The organism is Halorubrum sp. T3 (assembly GCF_000296615.1).
Classification (GTDB): Archaea; Halobacteriota; Halobacteria; order Halobacteriales; family Haloferacaceae; genus Halorubrum; species Halorubrum ruber.
Genome location: NZ_JH815330.1, coordinates 779,206 through 799,488, shown reverse-complemented (window position 1 = coordinate 799,488; position 20,283 = coordinate 779,206). Strand labels below are relative to the sequence as shown.

The window sequence follows — 20,283 nt, the reverse complement described above, 5'->3', positions numbered from 1 at the left end:
CGGCCTCGATCCGAGTGGGGACGCTCCGGCCGGTTTCGACGGCGCTCGCGCCGCCTACTCCCCGCCCAGCTTCGTCTCGCCGACCGCGTCGTGGCCCTCGATGACCTCCGTGCCGCCCATGTACGGGCGCAGCGCCTCGGGGACAGTGACGGTGCCGTCGTCGTTCTGGTAGTACTCTAAGATTGCGACGACGATCCGCGGCACCGCGAGCCCCGAGCCGTTGAGCGTGTGGAGGTACTCCGCGGACTCGTGGTGCTCCTCGCGGTAGCGGATCCCCGCGCGGCGCGCCTGGAAATCCTCGAAGTTGGAGACGGAGGAGACCTCGAGCCAGCGGCCGCCCTGTTCGGGCCCCTCGTCCATGTCGTCGGCGGGCGCCCACACCTCAATATCGTACTTCTTCGCCTGCGTGAACCCGAGGTCGCCGGTACACATCTCTAAGATGCGGTAGGGGAGCTCCAGGCGCCGGAGCACCTCCTCGGCCTCGTCGACGAGCCCCTCGAAGCGCTCGTCGCTCTCCTCGGGCCGGACGAAGTTCACCATCTCCACCTTGTTGAACTGGTGGACGCGGACGATGCCGCGCGTCTCCGTGCCGTGTTCGCCCGCCTCCTGCCGGAAGTTCGGCGTGTACGCCTGGTACTTTAGGGGCAGGTCCTCGCCGAGCAGGATCTCGTCGCGGTGGAGGTTCGTGACGGGTACCTCCGCGGTCGGGAGCAGCCAGAGGTCGTCGTCGTCGTACTCGTCCTCGTTCGACCCCTCGACGCGGTAGGCGTCCTCGGTGAACTTCGGCAGCTGCCCGGTCCCTCGCATCGACGCGGAGTTGACCGGGATCGGCGGGAACACGTCCTCGTACCCCTGCTCGCGGTGGACGTCGAGCATGAACTGGATCAGCGCGTGTTCTAGCCGGGCGCCGTCGCCCTTCGCGACGTAGAACCCGCCGCCGGCGACCTTCGCTCCGCGCTCGAAGTCGAGAATTTCGAGATCCTCGCCGAGGTCGTAGTGCGGCTCCACGTCGGCCGGAAGGTCGCGGAGCTCGTCGAACCCCTCGCGGCGGCGCTCGACGTTCTCCGACTCGTCTTCGCCCACGGGGACCGAGTCCTGCGGGATCTGGGGGAGTTCGAGTAAGGATTCCTCCAGTTCCGCCTCCAGTTCGTCGGCGCGCTCCTCGACCTCTTGGAGTTCCGACTTGAGCTCCTGCGAGCGCTCGATGGCCTCCTGAGCTGCTTCCTCCTCTCCGGCCTGTTTCAGGTCGCCGATCTTCGAGGAGACCTCGTTGCGCTCGTGTCGGAGGTCGTCGCCGCGCTGTTTCAGCTCCCGCCACTCCTCGTCGACGTCGAGAATCCGGTCGAGGTCCACGTCGACGCCCTTGTTCGCGAGCGCCTCGCGGACGACCTCGGGGTTCTCCCGGACGAACTGTCGAGACAGCATTTGACGAGAGTTCCGCGGGGCGACCCAAAACCGTATCGGAGCGTCGCTAACGTCTCACAGCGTCTCCTATTAGTTAGCACTCGGGAATCGGCGGCGAAGACTGTCAAAGCCCCAGCCGCTCGCTTATAAATACGTACCAGTAGATCGCCAGTGAACTCCCATAAAGCACCAGCCGTTCATTTATAAACAGATGTCAGCAGATCGCCGGCGAACACCCCCAAATCTCCAGCCGTTCATTTATAAATAGGTATCAGCAGATCGCCGGCGAACACCCCCAAAGCCCCAGTCGCGAGGCCGGCGCACGCTCGTTGCGCTCCTCGTCGCTCGTTTCACTCGCTCCTGCGGTGCTTACGTCGCCTGCGCCGGCCTCGCGACTGCCCCTTTGAGTCCCGGCCCGCACCGCGACCGCACCTCACGCCTCCCCAGCCTCGCCGCTCGCTGCGCTCGCGGCGTCCCTCGCGCGTACTCCTCGCGCCCAGGGGGCGCTCGGAGGCACGCGCCGACCGCCTCGTCCATTTATAAATCGACGATCGGTGACTGAATGGTCAGTACCCGCCCGGCAGCGCCATCCCGATTGCGAGCGCGACGAGCGGGACCGCGGCGACGAGCGCGTACCACAGTCCGGCGCCGACGAGGAGGAACCACGTCGAGTAGCCGTACCCCGTCGGGTCCCAGTCGACGCCGAGCCGTGGCAAGGCGAGCATGGCGACCGCCGGCGCGACGAAGGCGACGAAGACCGCGCCGAGCAGCGCCGTGAGCAGGAATCCGGAACTCCAAGCGGGCCCCGCCTCGGCGGCGCGCGCGACGGTGAAGACGACGCCGACGACGTACGGGACCGAGAGCCCGACGCACACCCCGAGATACGAGGGCAAGACGCGTCCGGCCGGCGGGAGCGCGTCGAACAGCGCCCGAAGGCGCTCGGCGGCGAGGAACGGTGCGCACAGTCCGGCGGCGACGATCCCGGGGAAGAGGAGCAGCGCGACCGTCCACAGCCATCCGACTGCGACGTCGACGGTCGCGGGGGCGAGAGAGAGGAGGGCCATGGGCGGGAGACCCGTCGGAACCGGCAAACCTCTTGCGGTGACGGCCTCTCGGCTCGGAGGGGGGCCAGGGAGACCGACCGGAACCACCAGCGTTTATCCCGCGCGCCGCGACCGGCCGACAACGATGCTCATCACGGGCGCGACGCTGGCCGACGGCCGGGTTCGAGACGTGCGGATCGGCGACGACGGACGGATCGCCGCGGTCGCCGAGGGGCTCGGCGCCGACGCCGGCGAGCGCGTCCTCGAAGCGCGCGGGAGACACCTCCTACCGGGCGCGGTCGACGTCCACGTCCACTTCCGCGAGCCCGGCGGGAGCCACAAGGAGACGTGGAGTTCGGGCTCACGGAGCGCCGCGGCGGGCGGGGTCACGACCGTCGTCGACCAGCCGAACACCTCGCCGCCCACCGTCGACGGTGCGGCGTTCGACGAGAAGGCGGCGCTCGCGGCCGACTCGCTCGTCGACTACGGGATCAACGGCGGCGTCACGGCGGAGTGGGACCCCGAGAGCCTCTTCGACCGCCCGCTGTTCGCCCTCGGCGAGGTGTTCCTCGCGGACTCGACCGGCGACATGGGGATCGACGCCGACCTGTTCGCGGACGTGCTCGACGAGGCGGCCGCCCGCGACGTGCCGGTCACCGTCCACGCGGAGGACGCGACGCTGTTCGACGAGTCCGCGCTCGACGGCGACCTCGGCGGCGTCGGCACGGCCGCGACCGCCGACGCGTGGTCCGTCTATAGGACGGCCGACGCGGAGATCGCCGCGGTCGAGCGCGCGCTCGCGGCGGCCGGCGACCGCGACGCGCGGGTCCACGTCGCGCACACCTCGACGCCGGAGGCGGTCGACGCGGTGACGGACGCCCGCGAAGACGGGACGGACGCAACCTGCGAGGTGACGCCGCATCACCTCTATCTCTCTCGCGAGCGGGCGCGGTCGCTCGGGACGTTCGGTCGCATGAACCCGCCGCTCCGCTCCGAGGAGCGGCGCGAGGCGCTGTTCGCCCGGCTCGCCGAGGGCGCCGTCGACGTCGTCGCGACCGACCACGCGCCGCACACGGTCGAAGAGAAGCGCGCGGGGCTCGTCGACGCGCCCAGCGGCGTGCCCGGCGTCGAGACGCTGTACCCGCTGCTGCTCGAATCGGCCCGAAAGGGCGAGCTGTCTCTCGAACGCGTCCGCGACGTGGTCGCCGCCAACCCCGCCGAGATATTCGGTCTCGACCGGAAGGGACGGGTCGCCGAGGGACGCGACGCCGACCTCGTCCTCGTCGACACCGCGGACCCGCGGGAGATCGAGGCCGCTGCGCTCCACAGCGCCCCCGCGTGGACCCCCTTCGAGGGGCTCCGCGGCGTCTTCCCCGAGGTCACGCTCGTCCGCGGCGAGGTCGTCTACGAGCGCGACCCGGCGACCGGGGCCGCGTCGTTCGGCGATCCGGTCGGGCGGAACGTCAGGGAACGGTAGTCGCGCGCCGCGGGGAGTTCGCGGGGTCGCCGCCGACGGGGTGAAACGTCGAGACACCGAAGCGCCGAGGACCCGAAACGCCGAGATCGGCCGCGACGAGCGGACCGCCGCCGGCGGAACGCATATGCCGTTGCTCGCCTTACCCGGGGTATATCAATGATCACGGGGAGCATTCGCACGGTCGTCTCCGGACGGGAGCCCGACCCGGACGAGGCCGACCGAACATGACGGCCCCCGGAGAGTCGGGACCGGCGGGGGCCGGTCCAGCGGAGTCGGCGGACGCCGAGGCGGAATCGACCGGCCGCGAGGGGGCGGGGACGACGGCCGGCACCGCCGCGGCGGTCGAGCCCGAGACCCCCGCCGACGTCGCCGCGCTCGCGGACCGCATCGTCGAGGAGGTCGAGGACGTGATCGTGGGCAAGCGCGAGGCGGTCGAACACGTCCTCGTCACTGTGCTGGCGCGCGGCCACCTCCTCGTCGAGGACGTGCCCGGCGTCGGGAAGACGACGCTCGCGAAGTCGGTCGCGCGCTCGATCGACGGCTCGTTCAAGCGCGTCCAGTTCACGCCCGACCTCCTGCCCTCCGACGTCACCGGCGTCAACGTGTTCAACCGCCGCACCGACGAGTTCGACTTCCAGCCCGGGCCGGTGTTCGCGAACGTCGTCCTCGGCGACGAGATCAACCGTGCCCCGCCGAAGACGCAGTCGGCGCTGTTGGAGGCGATGGAAGAGAACCAGGTGACCACCGACGGGACGACCCGCGACCTGCCGGACCCGTTCTGCGTGATCGCGACCCAGAACGACGTGGAGCCGGGACAGACGTACGAGCTCCCCGTCGCGGAGGTCGACCGCTTCACGAAGAAGATCCGGCTCGGCTACCCGGACGCGGAGGAGGAGGCAGCGATCCTCGGGCGGCTCGCCGGCGACCACCCGGTCGACGCGATCGAGCCCGTGGCCACGATCGCGGACGTCCGGCGCGCGCGGCGGATCGTCGGCGAGATAGAGGCCTCCGAGGCGGTCCGGGAGTACGTGGCCCGCCTCGCGGTGTTCACCCGGCGGAACGCGAAGCTCGGGGCGAGCCCGCGCGGGAGCCTCGCGCTGATCCGCGCGTCACAGGCCCGCGCCGCGCTCGACGGCCGTGGATACGTGATCCCCGACGACGTCCAGACCGAGGCGCCGACCGTGCTCTCGCATCGCATCCGGACCGAGTCGGGCGGGACCGACGGCGCGGACGTCGTCGCCGACGCGCTCGACCGGATCCGCATGGAGTGACGAGATGACGCCGACACTGCCCTCGCACAGATGACGCCCGAACTCACCCGCCGGGGCCGCGTCGCCGTCGTCGTCGGCCTCGTCGCGGCCGCCAGCGCGCTCGCCGCCGGCGGGCGCGCGCTCGACGCGATCGTGATCCCGGTCGCCATCGCGCTCGCGGCGGGCTACGTCCAGGTGTCGCGCGTCGACGTCCCCGCGGTCCGACACGTGACGCCTCCCGACGGGTTCGTCGGGGAGACGCGCGAGGTCCGCCTGGAGTTTGGCCCCGATGCCGTGCGGAGCGACAGCGACGACCACGGCGCCGGGCCCTCGTTCCTCGCCGACGTCCGGGTCCGCGTCGACGAGGGGCTCGACGGGCCGACGGCGCCGATCCGTGCGTCCGTCGGCACCGAGCCGGTGTCGTACGCCGTCACGTACCGCGAGCGCGGCGAGCGGACGCTCGGCCCGGTCGAGCTCACCGTGACCGACGTGTTCGGGCTGTTCGAACGCGAGATGGTCGTCGACGAGACCGACACGGTGACTGTGTACCCGCCCCGCGACCCGGTCCCGACGCGGTTCCGGCGGGCGCTGTACGCGGCCGACGCGGTCGACGTGAGCCGGCAGCGCGAGGAGTTCGACCGCCTCCGGGAGTACACCCGCGGCGACGCGGTCCGCGACGTCCACTGGGCGACGACCGCCAAGCGCGACGAGATCGTCGTCAAGGAGTTCGCGGCCGAGACCGCCCGGAACCGGGTGACGATCGCGGGCGGCACTGAGGTCGGCGGCAGCGAGGCGCGCGGTCGCGGCGGCCGCAGCGGCGGTGAGCGCTCGCCGTTCGCGGGCAGCGCTCTCGGCGACGACTCGGCGGCCGACCGCTCCGCGAGCGCGGCCGCCGCCGACGAGCTCGCGCGGGCGACGGCGAGCCTCGCGCTGGCGCTGCTCGACGACGGCGTCCCGGTCGACGTGCGGCTGCCCGGCGGGCGCATCTCGGCGGCCCCGGGCGGCCGCGGCCGGCGAGAGGTGCTGGAGCTCGCGGCGCGGACCGGCCCGGGCGCGGTGACCGACGACGAGGCCGACGTGACGATCGTCGCCGACGCGGACGGCGCCCGGTTCCGCACGGGCGACCGGTCCGAATCCTTCGCCGACCTGCGCCGCGAGGCGGAGGGAGAGCGCGGGGCAAGCGACGGCAACGGTCCGGGCGGGGGCGACGATGCGGCGGACGGACGGGAGGTGGTGTCGCCGTGAGTCGGAGCCCCTCCGTCCGAGAGCGGCTCTCTCCGGGCGAGTCCGCCGGCGGCGACCGACGGCTGGCCGACCCGGCGGTCGTCGGCGTCGCGGTCGTCGCCGCGGCGTACCTCGCCGTGTTCTTCGAGGTGACGAACGTCGTCGGCGGGACGGGGCGGACCGCGGCCGTCGTCGCGCTCGCGGGGGTCGGCGGGCTCGCGCTGGCGCGGGCGGTCGGCGAGCGGACCGCGCTGTGGCTGGCCGGGGTGCTGTTCGCCGCGGGGCTCGCGGGCTACTTCCTCGCGATCCCCGCGAGCCGGCGCGCGCTGTTTTCGGTCCGGAGCGTCGCCTTAGACCTCCTCGCGCTGTCGACCGGGCTCTCCGTGTTGCGGCTGGCGCTCGCGGACGTCTGGGTGCTGGCGGTGGCGCCGGTGCCGACGTTCCTCGTCGGCTACTTCGCGGGACGCGGGCGCCACGTCGCGGCCGCGACGGTCGCGGGCGGGACGCTCGGCTTCCTCGTGCTCACCGGCGACGCCGGGACGGGCGCCGCTGTCGCCGGCGTCGTCGGCCTCGCGCTCGCCGTGGGGCTCTCCACGCTGTCGACGCCGAGCCGGCGCCGCGGCCACGCGGGCACGTTCGCGCTGGTGGTCGCGGCGATGGTCGTCGCGAGCGCGACCGTCACCGTGATCCCGGCCGGCGCGGCGGCGCCGCTGGGGCTCGACCGCGGCACGACGACGCTGGAGTCGAGCCTGAGCGGCGACGACGAGCTGGAGGTGATCGGCACCACGCGGCTCTCCCCGGAGGTGCGGTACACGATCGAGAGCCCAGTCGAGCGGAACTGGCACACCGGGGCGTACGACACCTACACCGGCGACGGCTGGGTCAGGAGCGGCGAGCGGTCCGCGGTCAACGACACGCTGCCGGGCCCGCCGGGAGCGAACGACAGCGTCGACGTGACGATCACCGCGGAGACCGAGTCGAGCGCGCTCCCGGCGCCGTGGAAGCCGGTCGCGGCCTCCGGCGGGGGCGCGGTCGAGGTCGACGAGCGCGGCAGCCTCCGGCTGGCGGAGCCGCTCGAATCGGGCGAGACGGTGACCGTCGAGAGCCGCGTCCTCGACGCCGACCCCGCGACGCTCCGGAACGCCAGCACCGACTACCCCGAAGCGATCGAGGAGCGGTACACCCAGCTGCCCGAGAGCACGCCGGAGCGGGTCGGCGAGCGGACCGAGGCGATCACGGCCGCGGCGGACGCGGAGTCGCCGTACGAACAGGCCGCCGCGGTCGAGGCGTACCTGCGCTCGGAGTACGACTACTCGCTGACCGTCGAGCGACCGGAGGGCGACGTCGCCGACGCGTTCCTCTTCGAGATGGACGCCGGCTACTGCGTCTACTTCGCGACGACGATGGCGGCGATGCTCCGGTCGCAGGGGATCCCCACGCGGATGGAGAGTGGCTACACCTCAGGCCAGCAGGTCGGCGACGACGAGTACGTCGTCCGCGGGCAGAACGCCCACGCATGGGTGTCGATCTACGTGCCCGACCACGGCTGGGTGGCGTTCGACCCCACCCCGTCCGCGCCCCGCGACGAGGCGCGCGACACCCGGCTCGCGGATGCGCGGGCCGACGGCGCTGAAGACGTCGACACCGAGGCGTCCGCGCCCGATCAGACGCCTGAGACTGACGTCGACTCGGACGAGACCGATCCGGAGGCGACCGACGACGGCGCGCAGACGACCGAGGGAACGAACAACTCGACGGCGGGGAACACGAGCGGCAACGGGACGCTCGGTTCCAGCGGCATCGCGCGGCTCGACGGGACCCGAACGGGCACCGCGCCGACGACGACCACCGGTCCGGCGGCGGGGTCGGGGTCGAGCGGGAGCGACGGCCCGCTCGGGTCGCTGCCGGACCCGGAGACCGCGCTCTACTGGCTGCTCGTCGCGGGCCTCGGCGTCGCGGGCGTCCGGCGAACGGGGATAGCGAGCCGGGCGAGCCGACGGATCGGTCCGACGCTCCCGCGGCGGCGCGGCGACCCGGCGGCGGACGCCGAGCGGGCGTTCGCCGACCTCGAACGGCTCCTCGCCGGGCGCTACCGCGAGCGGCGACCGGGGGAGACCCCGCGGCGCTACGTTGACGCGGTCCGGACGCTCGGGGCGGACGAGCGCGTCGAGACCGTCGCGGAAGCGTACGAGCGCGCCGCGTACGCCGGATCCGTGACCCGCGACGAGGCCGACGCGGCCCGCCGGGCCGTCCGGCGGCTCGCGCTCGAACGACTGCCGCTCATCGGGCGGTTCGTCCGCTGATCGGGGGGCTTCCCGACACTATTTAATATGGGCGTCCTGTAGATTCGGGCTGTAATGTCGGAAGTCTGCTCGACGTGCGGACTGCCCCAGGAACTCTGCGTCTGCGAGGACGTCGCGAAGGAGTCCCAGCAGATCAGCATCCGCATCGACGAGCGCAGGTACGGTAAGGAGGTAACGGTCATCGAAGGATTCGACCCGAAGGACGTGGACCTGAGCTCCCTCTCGTCGGATCTCAAGTCGAAGTTCGCCTGCGGCGGCACCGTCGAGGACGGCGCCATCGAGCTCCAGGGGAACCACTCGGGTCGCGTGGAGGACTTCCTCCGCGACAAGGGCTTCAACGTCGCGTGACCGTCACCTGACCGTCCGCCGTCGAGCGTCGCTTCGAACTGCCACCGTTTTTTAAAGAACTACTCGTCCGCGAGCGGCCGCGCCGCTCGTCTCACGCGACCACGGCGGCCCGCCCGACGACGAACGCGGCCGCCGCGAGGAAGGTGCCGTATTTAAACCGTCGCTGCGCGGCGGCGGGGTCTGAGAAGCTCTCGTAGGCCGCGTACAGCATGACCGCGTCGGCGACCGCGACGACCGCGAGGTACGCCGCGCCGAGCGTCCCGGAGCGGTACGGCAGCGGGCTGACAGCGACGGCGACGACGAGCGCGGCCGCTCCGATCCACAGCGCCGCGCGCTCGCCGACCGCGATGGGAAGCGTCGCGAGCCCCTCCTCGCGGTCGCCGGCCACGTCCTCGACGTCTTTGATCACCTCGCGCGTGAACGTCGAGAGTCCGGCGAGCGCGGCGAGGACGAGGACCGCGCGGGGGTTCCCCACGGCGGCCCCGCCGAACAGGAACGTCGAGCCGACGAGGTAGGCGACGAGGGCGTTGCCGAGGCCGGGCGTCCCCTTAAAAATGCTCGTGTAGGTGACCAGCGCGACGAGGTTCACCGCGGCGATGGCGATCGCGAGCGGCGGGAGGGCGACCGCGGCCGCGACGGCGACGGCGAACCAGACGGTCGCGGTCGCGAGCGCGCCCCGGGGCGAGACGGCGCCCCGCGGGATCGGCCGGTCGGGGCGGTTGACCGCGTCGATGTCGCGGTCGAAGTAGTCGTTGATCGCGTTGCCCGCGGCGACCGCGAAGGCGGTGGTCACGGCCGCGAGCGCGGTCGGGAGGGCGGCGCCGCTCGCGCCCGCGACGAACGCGCCGGTGGCCGTGAGGGCCCCGGCCGCGACGCAGTTGCCGAGGCGCGCGAGCTCGACGATACCGCGGAGCGTGTCTCGCACGTCGTCCGCGTACTCCCGCCCGCGAGGAATAAACGGTGCGGGATCAGTCGGGGGCCGCGGTAGGCGACGGGGCGTCAGTCGTCTCGTCGTCGCGGGGGCGTCTCGTCGTCGCGGGGGCGTCTCGTCGTCGCGGGGGCATCTCATCGTCGCGAGGTCGCCTCGTCCCCTCCCGAAGGTGTTCGCCCGGCCTCGGACGGTTGTCGGTCGGTCCGCCACGAACGTTTATCAGGTCCGAAATGAAATACCCGGATATGGCCAAGGGCTTAGACGTTGGCACGATGAACATCCTCTCCGGACGGCAGGAGGGCGCGGAGACGGTGTTTGTACAGCAGCGCAACTCGTTCGTCGAGATCGAGTACAGCGACATGGCCGAGCAGATGCTCTCGCGCAGCGAGGTCCTCCACATCCGGAAGGACGACAAGGTGTACGTCGTCGGCGACGACGCCCTCAACTTCGCGAACATCTTCAACAAGGAGACCCGCCGGCCGATGCAACACGGCATCCTCTCCAGCGAGGAGGCGTCGGCCATCCCGATGATCAAGCTGATCACCGAGCAGGTCGTCGGCGAACCCTCGAAGCCGAACGAGCGGCTGTTCTACTCCAGCCCCGCGGATCCCATCGACTCGCCGCTCACGACGCTGTACCACGAGAAGACGCTGGAGTCGATGCTCGGCGACATGGGGTACGACCCCGAGCCGATCAACGAGGGGATGGCGGTCATCTACTCCGAACTGGCCGACAACAACTTCACCGGCCTCGGGATCTCCTTCGGCGCGGGGATGACCAACGTCTGTCTCGCCTACTACGCGGTGCCCGTCATGAAGTTCTCCATCGCCCGCGGGGGCGACTGGGTCGACGAGCAGACCGCGCAGGCGACGGGCACCCCCGTCGACAAGGTGACGAGCATCAAGGAGGACGACTTCGAACTCGACTTCCGCACCGACGTGGGCGGCGTCGAGGGCGCGCTCGCCATCTACTACGAGAACCTGCTCGATTACGTCATCGAGAACATCTCCCGCGAGGTCGACGAGGAGGACGTCGAGGAGGGACTGGACGTGCCCGTCGTCGTCACCGGCGGTACCTCCAGCCCGAACGGCTTCGAGGACCTGTTCGCCGACCACCTCGCGGACGCGAACATCCCGTTCTCGATCAGCGGCGTACGCTCGGCCGACGAGCCGATGTACAGCGTCGCCAGCGGCGCCCTCGTCGCCGCCCGCTCCGAGGAGGGCGAGGACGACTCGGGCGCCGCCGAGGAGCCCGCGGCCGAGGAGCCCGCGGCCGAGGAGGCCGCCCCCGAGTCAGAGGACTGAGGCGCGGGCGACGGCCGCCGACTTTTCTCGACCGGCCGACCGCCGCGCCGGATCCCGGGAATCCGCCGAAGAGTAAAACCGACGCCGTCCGTAGCGATAGACATGTCTGACGCCGCCGGCACCGACGGCGACCGTCGCCTGCGGGTCGACCTCGACGTCGATCCGACCGGCGACCGCGCTTGTCCGATCGTCTCTGAGGCCGACGAGGCCGCCGCGGTCGCGGTCAACGCGGTCGGCGACGAGTGCGTCGTCGACGTGACGACGCCGGACGGCGAGGTGCGCCGCGGGACCGGCGAGGTCGACGCAGACTGCCTCTGTCACGCGTTCGGCCGGCTCGGCTACGTCCCGCACTTCCGGCGCGTCGAGGACGGGACGATACTCGTCACCGCGTACGTCGACGACCGGGCCGACGTCCGCCGGCTCGTCGAGGAGCTCCGCGGGGTCGTCGACCGGGTGCGTCTCGTCCGGCTCGCGGTCGTCGAGGGGCCGGACGCGACCGAGCAGGTCACGTTCGACCTCTCCGCGCTGACGCCGAAGCAGCGCCGCGGGCTCGAGCTCGCGGTCGTCCGCGGCTACTTCGACGACGACCGCGACGTCCGCCTGAGCGAACTGGCCGACGAGCTCGGAATCAGCAAGTCCGCGCTCTCCCAGCGGCTCCGCACCGCACAGGCGAAGCTGGTGACGGACGTCTTCGACGGCGCGGAAGGGTGACCGGCTCCCGGACCCGGCTCAGTCGTCGGCGGGCGCTGACCGGCCGGCGCCGTCGATCCGCGCGAGCGCCTCCTCGCCGGCGCGCTCGGCGTCGGTGAGGTAGCACTTCGGGTCGGGCGCGAACGGATCGCCGTGCGCCGAGAGCGCGCGGAGCCGCGAGCCGCCGCGGCAGATCGACTGATACGCGCAGTCGGCGCAGCGCCCGGTGAGCCGCTCCTCCCGCTCGCGGAGCCCGGCGAGGAGCGGGTTCGACTCGTCGGTCCAGATGGCGCCAAACGAGCGGTCGCGGACGTTGCCGGGGGAGTACCCCTGCCAGAACTGCGTGAGGTGGACGTTGCCGACGGGGTCGACGTCGGCGACGCGCTCGCCGGTCGGGTCGCCGCCGTTGCGCCGGAGATACTGATAAATGAGCCGCGCGCGGTCGGTCCCCATCTCCCGGTCGGCGTACTCCACGAGGTGGCCCGCGTCCGCGTAGTTGCCGACGAGCAGCGTCTCGATCTCCTCGCCGCGCTCGTGGTACTCGCGGGTGAGGTCACAGAGGTCCCTGACTGCCTTCCGGGTCGCCTCGGGCGAGAGGTCGACGTCAGAGATGTCGGCGCCCCGGCCGCCGTAGTCGAGGTGGTAGAAGCAGAAGCGGTCGACGCCGACGTCGACGAGCAGGTCGACGACCCCCGCCAGGTCGTCGACGTTGTGTTCGGTGATCGTGTATCTGAGCCCCGTCTTGAGCCCGACGTCGAGGCAGGCCTCGATCCCCCGGACCGCGGCGTCGAAGGCGCCCTCCTCGCCCCGGATCCGGTCGTTTCGCTCGGGGAGCCCGTCGACCGAGACGCCGGCGTACTTCAGCCCCGCCTCCTTCAGTTCGCGGGCGCGCTCGCGGGTGAGGAGCGTGCCGTTCGTCGAGAGAACCGGGCGGATCCCGCTGTCGTCGGCGTATTCGATCAGCTCGGGGAGGTCCTCGCGGACAAGGGGTTCGCCGCCGGAAAAGAGGAGGACCGGGACGCCGAACTCGGCGAGGTCGTCGATGAGCGCCTTCCCCTCGGCGGTCGACAGCTCGTTCGGGGCGCCCTCGGCGTCGGCGCCCGCGTAGCAGTGTTCGCAGTAGAGGTTGCACCGCTTCGTGGTGTTCCAGACGACGACGGGACGTCGCTGTTTCTCCTCCGTGATCTGCGGCTCCTTCGAGCCGTCGGCAGCGTCGTAGCGGAGCCCGTCGCTCTCGGCGTCGAGCCCGCACAGCAGCTTGCTGACGGAGATCATCGCGACCCCTCCGCGGACGGCTCCGCGGCCTCGTCACCGCCCCCGTCGCTGTCGACCGGCGCCCCGCCGCAGGAGACGGTCGGCGTCCCCTCAGTCTCCTCGTAGACGCGCGGCTCGTCGGCGTCGTCGGACTCCGCTGAATCTTCCGTCCCTTCGTCCTCGTCGCCAACCAGCGACTCCGCGGAGTAGCGGGACACCTCCGCGGCCGGACACACCCACACGTCGCGGGCGTACCACGCGAACAGCTTGCTCGCCTCCTCGTGCGCAACGTCGGACGTCGACGCGGCGACGGTGCCGACGTGGCGGAGCGGGTCCGACTCCTCCTCGCGGACGAACACCTCGAACCGGCGACCGTCGGCCGACCGGGGGCCGTTCGCGTCCTCGCTTCGGTCCGTCTTCTCGACCATACCCCCGATACGGACGGTCCCCCGAACGGGGTTTCGCGCGTTCTCACGGCCGCGAAACTCGCCCGAACCTGTTCGGGCGACGGAGGGGGCGCGACGCGGTCTCCGGTAACAGAAGTCGTCGAGGGACGGACTCACCGCTACCGAAGCGGAAAGAGGTGCGAGGACCGTAAGCGGTGCGGTCCCGCGTGAGAACGGCTTTCACCGCAGTAGAGAGCCGATCAGATGACGCGGTTCTGCAGGTAGTCGAGGTGTTTCGCGTTGTAGACGATCTTGACCTCGTCGGTGGCCGGGCTGCCGATACAGGTCAGGCGGACGTTCTTCTCCTCGACCTCCTCGTCGGAGAGGATCTGCTGCATGTCCATCTCGATGTCGCCCTCCTTGACGATGGACGCGCAGTTCGCGCAGGCGCCGGCGCGGCACGAGAAGGGCCAGTCGTAGCCCTGCGCCTCGGCCGATTCGAGGATGTATTCGCCCTGGTTCACTTCGAGGGTGCCGTAGTCCTCGGCGTCGAGGTCGGCGTCGGCGGCCTCCTCGAAGAGGTTGTCGTCGTCCATCGACCAGCCGTGGTCGTCGAGCACTTCGTAGTTGAGGTATTCTACTGTGGGCATCACCTGCCGATTTGGAGCCCACCTCATTAGGCTTTGCTGTTCCCCACCCGACCGCTTCGAGAGCGGGCGCCGTGAACCGAACACGTTCGACTCGTCCCAGCGGCGAGGGCGGCTTTCGGACCGCGCTGACGGTGGGGTTCGGAACGCCCCGGCGGCGAGGTCCGCCGGGCTGACCCGACCGGGACGCTTGAGTGACAGATCGTTATCACGACTGATACGAGGTGGGTAACAGTAAATAGCGTACGGCGCTCAGTACGTTCCGATGGAGGAGTCCGTCCTTGCCGACTTCGTCGGCCGCGTCCACGCGGCGAGTTTCGGAACCGACGAACCGGTGACGGGCCGCGTCCTGCTGAGCCAGCGGCGGTTGGTCATCGCGACGGACGACGGGAAGGAGACGGTCCCGCTCTCGCGGGTGTTCGACGTCGTCGTCGGGAGCGTGCCGGGCGACCTGCGCTCGTTTTTCAACGACAGCGTCACCGTCGCGTACGAGCGCGACGGGTCGCGCCGCGCCGCGCTCGTGGAGGGCGAGCCCGAGGACATGGACAAGTTCGTCAGGCTGCTGTTCAAGGCCCTGCTGCGGAACGTCACCGTCACGGTTCGGCACCCGGCGAAGGTCGGCGGGCGCGTCACGGACGCGAGCGACCACCGCGCCTCGGTGTCGGTGTCGCCGGGCGAGATCCGGTTCGAGAACTGCCCGGATCCGTTCACCGTCGACCTCTCCGCGGTGATCGACTACGAGCGGACCGACCGCACCCTCGGCGGGAAAAAGCGACCCGCGCTCGTGTTCCGGCACGTCGCCGACGGCCGGACGGTCTCGTCGATCGCGACCGTCCCGAACGAGCGCGCCCTCAACATTCTCGGCCGGTACATCAAGATCGAGTACGACGAGGCGATGGAGGAGCTCGACTCGTTCGACCCGACCGAAGAGCAGCTGGAGATCCTCGTGTCGATCTACTCCGCGGGGGGCGAGGCGAACATCGCCGACGTGGTCACCGGCGACGTCACCCAGACGTCGATGATCCTCGACACGCTCCGGGAGGCCGGCCTCGTCGCCGACGGCGAGAGCGGGGCGGCGCTCACCCGCAAGGGGCAGATGATCGTGAGCTCCTACCTCGAATCGGTGAACGCCTGACGACCGGACGCGACACGATTGAGGGTCGGACCCGGGCGCGTTCGGGCCCGAACGTGACGCATCGGCCGGGGGGAAGTTTCAAGCTCCTGTAACCGTAGGTATCTCTCATGCGAGAGAGAGACCACCGCGGCGGCGAGACGCCGCTCGACGCCGTGGTCCGCGAGCGAGGGATCGACGCGCCCGGCGAGACGGGGGAGGGCGATCCGCCCGGCGGTGAGACGCCCCCGAGCGACGCCGTCGACTCGGGACCGCGAACGGCCCGCGTGCCGGAGGGCCACGACCACGACACGTACTCGGTCGACGGGATCGACACCGACCGCCGCGAGAGGCAGTTGGAGGCGGTCCTGCGCGACGTCGACGGCGTCAGCGACGCCTCGGCGACGCGGCGCAACGGGACGGTGGGCGTCCACCACGACCCGTCGCTGTCGCGGGACGCGCTCCGCGAGACGCTCGAGTCGTGCGGGCTCGTCGTCGCGCCCGGCGACGAGGCGTTCGAGGCGCGGCGCGCGTCGCAGTTCGCGTCGGCCCGCGTCGCGGTCGCGGTCCTCTTCGGCCTGATGGTCGCGACGCCGTACGTCGCGGTGTTGTACCCGACCCGCATCGAGTGGCTGTTCTACGACCCCGTGACGGTCCAGTACCTCCAGTCGATACTCGACTCGGCGATGACGACGCACTTCTTCATCAACCTCGGCGCGCTCTCCGGGATCGCGTTCCTCGTCGCCTGCGGCCCGACGATCCGCCGCGCGACCGCCGCCGTGCGCGACGGCCGGTTCACCAACGAGGCCGCGTTCGTCGGGGGGGTTGTCGCGCTGTACGGATACAGTACCCTCACCGCGTTCACCGGGCTGGAGGGGGCGGTCCACTACGACCTCGTCGCGTACGCGATCGTCGTCGCCACCCTCTGGACGGAGTTCGGCGTCACGGACACCGCGGCCGACCCCGCGTCGAGCGACGAGTCCGCCGCGGAGGCGCCCGGCGATGTCGACGCGGACGAGCCGGTCGCGATGACCGACGGCGGGCGCTGACTCGGTCGCGGCCCCACCCTTTCCCTGCGTTCGTTTCTCAGACATCGTCGCTTTCCTGCGCTCGCACGGTAGCCTCCCGCTACGCGGTCGAGCGAACGGCCCGCGGACGCGAGGCGAAACGCCGTTCGACGAGTCGAGGCCGATCGGGATTCGGCAGCCCGAGGTCGATCGCGATTCGGCGAGTCGAGGGCGAACGTTCCGGGATCGGTCGAACGGTCAGGAAAAAGAGCCGAGGCGGCGAGGCGGCGCCGCCGGCGACCTCACAGCAGTTCGAGGTAGATGAGGAGCCACCAGACGTAGCCGCCGGTGAGCGCGAGCGCGGTGAGCAGTTCGAGCGCGCCGACGTACTTCGACCCGTGGGTCCGGCGGAACGCCTGGACCTTCTCCACCTGGTTCCACACCGGCAGCAGCGGTTCCGGGATGATCTCGTCGAGTCCGCCGGCCTGCTGTGCGGACTCCTCGGCGATCGACTCGGGGGAGTCGTCGCTCATTGGCTCGCCCCCCTGCCGAACGGCAGCGTGAGACCGCGGATCATCACCTTTTCCGCGACGAAGACCGCGGCGAAGGCCGCGATGCCGGCGATCTTCGCGAGATTGCTCGGGTACACCATGATCAGCACGCCGAGCGTCGCGAGCAGTGCTCGCGCGCCGATCTTCCGACCGGGACGCATCTTGAACGGGTAGTTCAGCCCGTAGATGATCGTCACGGCGCCCAGCAGGACGAGCAGCCCGACGTACAGCGTGTACGCGCCGACGTCCATCGAGATCAGGCCGGGGTTGTAGACGAACGCGACCGGGAGGACGAAAAGCGGCGCGGCGATCCGGATCGCCGCCCCGCAGGTCCGCCAGAAGTTCGCCTCCGCGATCCCGGCCGCGATTACCGCCGCGGTCGCCACCGGCGGCGTGATCCCCGCGAGGATCGCCGCGTAGAACATCGTGTAGTGGGCGGTGATCGCCGGGACGTTGAAGTCGGAGACGAAGGTCGGGACGATGAGGATGGCCACGATGACGTAGGCGGCCACCGTCGGCATGCCGACCCCCATCAGGATCGCGACCCCCATCCCGAGCAGCACCGCGAACAGCAGCACGCCGCCCGAGATGTTGATGAGCAGCAGCGCGATCTTCGCCGGGATCCCCGTCGTGCTGAAGAGGTTCACGACGCCGCTGATGACGACGAGGATGATCGCGATCGGCGCCAGGATGATCGCGCCGCGGCGGATCCCGTGAACGGTGTTTTTTACCTGCGTGACGAGTTCGCCGACCGGACTGGTGCCCGAGCTGTCGACCAGCCGCTGGAGCGGCGGCATGAACGTCCCCGTGATCATCATCGCGACCACCGTGTACAGCGCGGACGTCATCACGGTGTACTGGGCAATCCCGAGCAGGTAGATGAGGATCCCGAACGGAACGCCGAAGCGGATCGCCTCGAACACCTTCTTCTCCGTCGACAGCCGCTCGTCGAAGAACTCGGAGAACTCCATGTCCTGACTGCTGGAGTCCGAGATGGCGAGGTAGTGGACCGCGATGGAGATGGAGACGACCAAGATAGCGGCCGGGACGAGGCCGGCGACGACGATGTCGAGGTACGGCACCCCGAGGTACGACGCCATCACGAACGCGGACGCCCCCATCACCGGCGGGAGGACCTGCCCGGAGGTGGAGGCGACCGCCTCGATGCCGGCCGCGCGGTGCCCCTTCATCCCGGCCTCCTGCATCGTCGGGATGGTGAACGAGCCCGTCATCGCCGCGTTGGCGGTGTACGAGCCGTTGATCGAGCCGATGACCGCCGAGGAGAGCACCGCGGTCTGCGCGATCCCCGACTCGATGTACTTCGCGGCCACGATCGCGACCCGCAGGATGAGGTCGAACGCGCCGTACGCGAACAGCAGTCCGGCGTACAGTAGGAACGGCGCGATCCACGAGGCGGTGATCTGCGTCAGGCTCCCGTAGAACCCGTACAGGTCTGTGACCGTCGCCTGAAGCAGCGTCGCCTGGTTCATCCCCGCGTGACCCAGCACGCCGGGGACGAGATTCCCGTACATCGCGTACCCGAACACGGCGAAGACGAGCCCGAGGAACACGTTCCCGAACTCGCGCCACGTGAGGTACATCAGCGAGAGGACGACGAGCCGCGCGAGCATGTACTCGTGTTCGAGCGCGTACCCCTGCCGCTGGAGGTACACGTCTTGGAAGTTAACCGCGAAGAACGCCGACGCGGTCATCAGCGCCAGCGACGCGGGGATCAGCACGGCGCCGTCGATCCAGTCGCCGTCCGCGATGGCGAGCCGGGTCTCGTTGAGCGCGTACACGGTCAGGATGCCGCCGACGAATGCGGTGGCGAACCGCACCTGCGAGATCGCCTGCGTCTGCGCCCAGTAGAGGACGCCGGCCCAGAACAGCAGCGCAGCCGCCGTGACCGTGACGTTGAGCCCTCGAAGGAGCCCGGACTCGGATTCCGTCGAAGCCGTGTCCGTACTCATTGGCGCTGGAGTACGTCAGAGAGGCTGGTCGGTCGCCCGGGCGTGGTTGATAGTATCATGGTTGGTGTCTGAGTTGTCGGTTGCGTGTTCGATGATTTTAAATTACTGATCGGTACACCGCGGTGAACGGGGAGGAAAGCCGGTTTCCCGGCCGATCAGGCGCTGTCGCCTTCGGTCAGGCTGTCGTCCCACGCGTCGTTGTCCCGGTAGTACTGCACGGCGCCGCGGTGGACCGGGATGTTCTCGCGGGCCGACCCGAGCATGTCCGCGGTGGACTCGAAGTCGTTGAACTGCTCTTCGCCCTCGTTAACCGTGTCGTTGTGTTCGTCGACGACGCGGCACAGCTCGTAGACGGCGTCCGGGTTCGCCTCGGGGTTGAACGTGTAGTTGACCTCGAGGTTCCAGTGGAACACCTCGTCCGTGCCGATGTCGGTGTCCGCGATGGGCCAGTCGTCGTAGCTCGTGGTGCCGAACCCGGCGCCGGGGTACGACTCTGCGGACTCGCGGAGCGCGTCCGTCGGCTCGACGTAGTGGATGTCGGTACGGGAGGCGATCTCCTGGACGAATCCGGTGTACCGCACGCCGGGCGTCCCGTACGCGATACTGGCGTCGATCGTCCCCTCCTCGAACGCGCCGGGCGCGGAGTCGACGCCCATGTTCTGGATGTTCATCTGGTCATAGATGTCGGCCGTCGGCTCCTGCGACCAGACGTCGAGCGTCGTCGCGCGCGTCGAGTACCCCGGCTCGGCGGGATAGACGTTCGCGCCGGCGAGGTCGTCGAAGGTCTCGATCCCCGTGCCGTCGCGAGCGATGATGTAGATGGCGTACGGGAACGCGTAGAACCCGTACTGCGGGATGCGCTCGACGGGCTGTTCGGAGAACGCGCCGGTCTCGTCAAGCGCCTTCGACAGCGAGTTGTTGTCGGTGATCCCGGCGTTGAACTGGTTGTTCGCCATCCGCCGGATCGTCCCGATGTATCCCGGGCTCTCGATGGTCGAGTAGCTCAGGGAGTCGCTCTCTTGGCTCACCGCGCGCTCGACGGCGAGGCCGACGTCCTGCGTCCCGCCGGCGGACGTGCCGACGCGCAGCGTGAGGTCCTGGCTGCCGCCGTCGGAGCCGTCGGAGCCGTCAGATCCGTCCGAACCGTCGGAGCCGTCGGAGCCGTCTCCTCCGTCACCGCCGTTGCCGCTACAGCCGGCCAGTCCGGTGACACCTACCGCGCCGGTACCGTACAGGAACTTCCGCCGATCGATTGAGTTCTCGGACATACTCAACAGAGTACACCCGGTCGATCATTAACAATGTGCCTGTTTGTTTCAGTTCAAACCGAAGGAATATTCATTATAATGACGATCAGCGAACAAGTCGCCGGAACGCGTCACC

At 70.2% G+C, this 20,283-nt stretch carries 18 protein-coding genes; 9 read left to right on the top strand and 9 right to left on the bottom strand.

The genetic code is table 11. The features are described 5' to 3' along the window. Nucleotides 1-54: 54 nt before the first annotated feature. Both serS and B378_RS0113095 read right to left on the bottom strand, forming a co-directional pair. Complete coding sequence (gene serS / locus B378_RS0113100) at nt 55-1,425, bottom strand: serine--tRNA ligase (RefSeq protein WP_017344225.1); 1,371 nt, start codon at nt 1,423-1,425, stop codon at nt 55-57. 545 nt (nt 1,426-1,970) lie between these two features. Next, entirely contained in the window at nt 1,971-2,468 is a 498-nt protein-coding gene (locus tag B378_RS0113095) for a hypothetical protein (protein WP_017344224.1), read from the bottom strand. Between the two features lie 124 nt (nt 2,469-2,592). Here B378_RS0113095 and B378_RS0113090 point away from each other — a divergent pair, with 124 nt between their 5' ends. From B378_RS0113090 to yciH, 5 genes are all read left to right on the top strand, one after another. Continuing rightward, a complete protein-coding gene (locus tag B378_RS0113090; RefSeq protein ID WP_017344223.1) occupies nt 2,593-3,924 on the top strand; it encodes a dihydroorotase in 1,332 nt (443 codons plus the stop codon). A 224-nt stretch (nt 3,925-4,148) separates the two neighbouring features. Further along, nucleotides 4,149-5,195 carry a MoxR family ATPase gene (locus B378_RS0113080; RefSeq protein ID WP_017344221.1) on the top strand — a complete coding sequence of 349 codons (1,047 nt, stop codon included), beginning with the start codon at nt 4,149-4,151 and terminating at the stop codon, nt 5,193-5,195. A 30-nt stretch (nt 5,196-5,225) separates the two neighbouring features. After that, nucleotides 5,226-6,419, top strand: coding sequence for a DUF58 domain-containing protein (locus tag B378_RS0113075; RefSeq protein WP_017344220.1), 1,194 nt, complete (start codon nt 5,226-5,228; stop codon nt 6,417-6,419). After that, a complete protein-coding gene (locus B378_RS0113070; RefSeq protein WP_017344219.1) occupies nt 6,416-8,701 on the top strand; it encodes a transglutaminase domain-containing protein in 2,286 nt (761 codons plus the stop codon). Before B378_RS0113075 ends, B378_RS0113070 begins: the two co-directional genes overlap by 4 nt. Before the next feature lie 54 nt (nt 8,702-8,755). Beyond that, a complete protein-coding gene (gene yciH, locus B378_RS0113065) occupies nt 8,756-9,049 on the top strand; it encodes a stress response translation initiation inhibitor YciH (RefSeq protein ID WP_004596695.1) in 294 nt (97 codons plus the stop codon). Nucleotides 9,050-9,140: 91 nt separating this feature from the next. On the opposite strand, the gene B378_RS0113060 is transcribed toward yciH, so the two are convergent. Then, nucleotides 9,141-9,974 (bottom strand): geranylgeranylglycerol-phosphate geranylgeranyltransferase, encoded by an 834-nt coding sequence (locus B378_RS0113060; protein ID WP_017344218.1) that lies wholly within the window; start codon nt 9,972-9,974, stop codon nt 9,141-9,143. A gap of 251 nt (nt 9,975-10,225) precedes the next feature. On the opposite strand from B378_RS0113060, the gene B378_RS0113055 reads away from it, so the two are divergent. Then, nucleotides 10,226-11,284, top strand: a complete 1,059-nt coding sequence (locus B378_RS0113055) for a hypothetical protein (protein WP_017344217.1) — start codon at nt 10,226-10,228, stop codon at nt 11,282-11,284. A 102-nt stretch (nt 11,285-11,386) separates the two neighbouring features. Then, complete coding sequence (locus B378_RS0113050) at nt 11,387-11,995, top strand: helix-turn-helix domain-containing protein (RefSeq protein ID WP_017344216.1); 609 nt, start codon at nt 11,387-11,389, stop codon at nt 11,993-11,995. Nucleotides 11,996-12,013: 18 nt separating this feature from the next. On the opposite strand, the gene B378_RS0113045 is transcribed toward B378_RS0113050, so the two are convergent. From B378_RS0113045 to fer, 3 genes are all read right to left on the bottom strand, one after another. Next, nucleotides 12,014-13,249, bottom strand: a complete 1,236-nt coding sequence (locus tag B378_RS0113045; protein WP_017344215.1) for a TIGR04347 family pseudo-SAM/SPASM protein — start codon at nt 13,247-13,249, stop codon at nt 12,014-12,016. After that, a complete protein-coding gene (locus B378_RS0113040) occupies nt 13,246-13,656 on the bottom strand; it encodes an Htur_1727 family rSAM-partnered candidate RiPP (RefSeq protein ID WP_017344214.1) in 411 nt (136 codons plus the stop codon). The genes B378_RS0113045 and B378_RS0113040 overlap by 4 nt, the downstream gene beginning before the upstream one ends. 218 nt (nt 13,657-13,874) lie before the next feature. Next, nucleotides 13,875-14,264 (bottom strand): ferredoxin Fer, encoded by a 390-nt coding sequence (fer, locus tag B378_RS0113035; protein ID WP_004596710.1) that lies wholly within the window; start codon nt 14,262-14,264, stop codon nt 13,875-13,877. A gap of 262 nt (nt 14,265-14,526) precedes the next feature. On the opposite strand from fer, the gene B378_RS0113030 reads away from it, so the two are divergent. After that, nucleotides 14,527-15,396 (top strand): CheF family chemotaxis protein, encoded by an 870-nt coding sequence (locus tag B378_RS0113030; protein WP_017344213.1) that lies wholly within the window; start codon nt 14,527-14,529, stop codon nt 15,394-15,396. Between the two features lie 107 nt (nt 15,397-15,503). After that, the gene (locus tag B378_RS0113025) at nt 15,504-16,421 is read left to right on the top strand and encodes a hypothetical protein (RefSeq protein WP_017344212.1); all 918 of its coding nucleotides are present in this window, start codon (nt 15,504-15,506) and stop codon (nt 16,419-16,421) included. 260 nt (nt 16,422-16,681) lie between these two features. Here B378_RS0113025 and B378_RS0113020 read toward each other — a convergent pair whose 3' ends face one another. The 3 genes from B378_RS0113020 to B378_RS0113010 form a co-directional block, all read right to left on the bottom strand. Continuing rightward, nucleotides 16,682-16,912, bottom strand: coding sequence for a hypothetical protein (locus tag B378_RS0113020; RefSeq protein WP_017344211.1), 231 nt, complete (start codon nt 16,910-16,912; stop codon nt 16,682-16,684). Next, nucleotides 16,909-18,900, bottom strand: coding sequence for a TRAP transporter fused permease subunit (locus B378_RS0113015; protein WP_017344210.1), 1,992 nt, complete (start codon nt 18,898-18,900; stop codon nt 16,909-16,911). The genes B378_RS0113020 and B378_RS0113015 overlap by 4 nt, the downstream gene beginning before the upstream one ends. Nucleotides 18,901-19,055: 155 nt before the next feature. Continuing rightward, nucleotides 19,056-20,168, bottom strand: coding sequence for a TAXI family TRAP transporter solute-binding subunit (locus B378_RS0113010; protein WP_017344209.1), 1,113 nt, complete (start codon nt 20,166-20,168; stop codon nt 19,056-19,058). Nucleotides 20,169-20,283 lie beyond the last annotated feature (115 nt).

What these genes read in the sequence shown, in the direction of transcription:
- serS (WP_017344225.1), bottom strand. Translation starts at nt 1,425, where the DNA reads ATGCTGTCTCGACAGTTCGTCCGGGAGAACCCCGAGGTCGTCCGCGAG.
- B378_RS0113090 (WP_017344223.1), top strand. Translation starts at nt 2,593, where the DNA reads ATGCTCATCACGGGCGCGACGCTGGCCGACGGCCGGGTTCGAGACGTG.
- B378_RS0113055 (WP_017344217.1), top strand. Translation starts at nt 10,226, where the DNA reads ATGGCCAAGGGCTTAGACGTTGGCACGATGAACATCCTCTCCGGACGG.
- B378_RS0113040 (WP_017344214.1), bottom strand. Translation starts at nt 13,656, where the DNA reads ATGGTCGAGAAGACGGACCGAAGCGAGGACGCGAACGGCCCCCGGTCG.
- B378_RS0113045 (WP_017344215.1), bottom strand. Translation starts at nt 13,249, where the DNA reads ATGATCTCCGTCAGCAAGCTGCTGTGCGGGCTCGACGCCGAGAGCGAC.
- B378_RS0113015 (WP_017344210.1), bottom strand. Translation starts at nt 18,900, where the DNA reads ATGAGTACGGACACGGCTTCGACGGAATCCGAGTCCGGGCTCCTTCGA.
- fer (WP_004596710.1), bottom strand. Translation starts at nt 14,264, where the DNA reads ATGCCCACAGTAGAATACCTCAACTACGAAGTGCTCGACGACCACGGC.
- yciH (WP_004596695.1), top strand. Translation starts at nt 8,756, where the DNA reads ATGTCGGAAGTCTGCTCGACGTGCGGACTGCCCCAGGAACTCTGCGTC.
- B378_RS0113080 (WP_017344221.1), top strand. Translation starts at nt 4,149, where the DNA reads ATGACGGCCCCCGGAGAGTCGGGACCGGCGGGGGCCGGTCCAGCGGAG.
- B378_RS0113010 (WP_017344209.1), bottom strand. Translation starts at nt 20,168, where the DNA reads ATGTCCGAGAACTCAATCGATCGGCGGAAGTTCCTGTACGGTACCGGC.
- B378_RS0113020 (WP_017344211.1), bottom strand. Translation starts at nt 16,912, where the DNA reads ATGAGCGACGACTCCCCCGAGTCGATCGCCGAGGAGTCCGCACAGCAG.
- B378_RS0113030 (WP_017344213.1), top strand. Translation starts at nt 14,527, where the DNA reads ATGGAGGAGTCCGTCCTTGCCGACTTCGTCGGCCGCGTCCACGCGGCG.
- B378_RS0113095 (WP_017344224.1), bottom strand. Translation starts at nt 2,468, where the DNA reads ATGGCCCTCCTCTCTCTCGCCCCCGCGACCGTCGACGTCGCAGTCGGA.
- B378_RS0113075 (WP_017344220.1), top strand. Translation starts at nt 5,226, where the DNA reads ATGACGCCCGAACTCACCCGCCGGGGCCGCGTCGCCGTCGTCGTCGGC.
- B378_RS0113025 (WP_017344212.1), top strand. Translation starts at nt 15,504, where the DNA reads ATGCGAGAGAGAGACCACCGCGGCGGCGAGACGCCGCTCGACGCCGTG.
- B378_RS0113050 (WP_017344216.1), top strand. Translation starts at nt 11,387, where the DNA reads ATGTCTGACGCCGCCGGCACCGACGGCGACCGTCGCCTGCGGGTCGAC.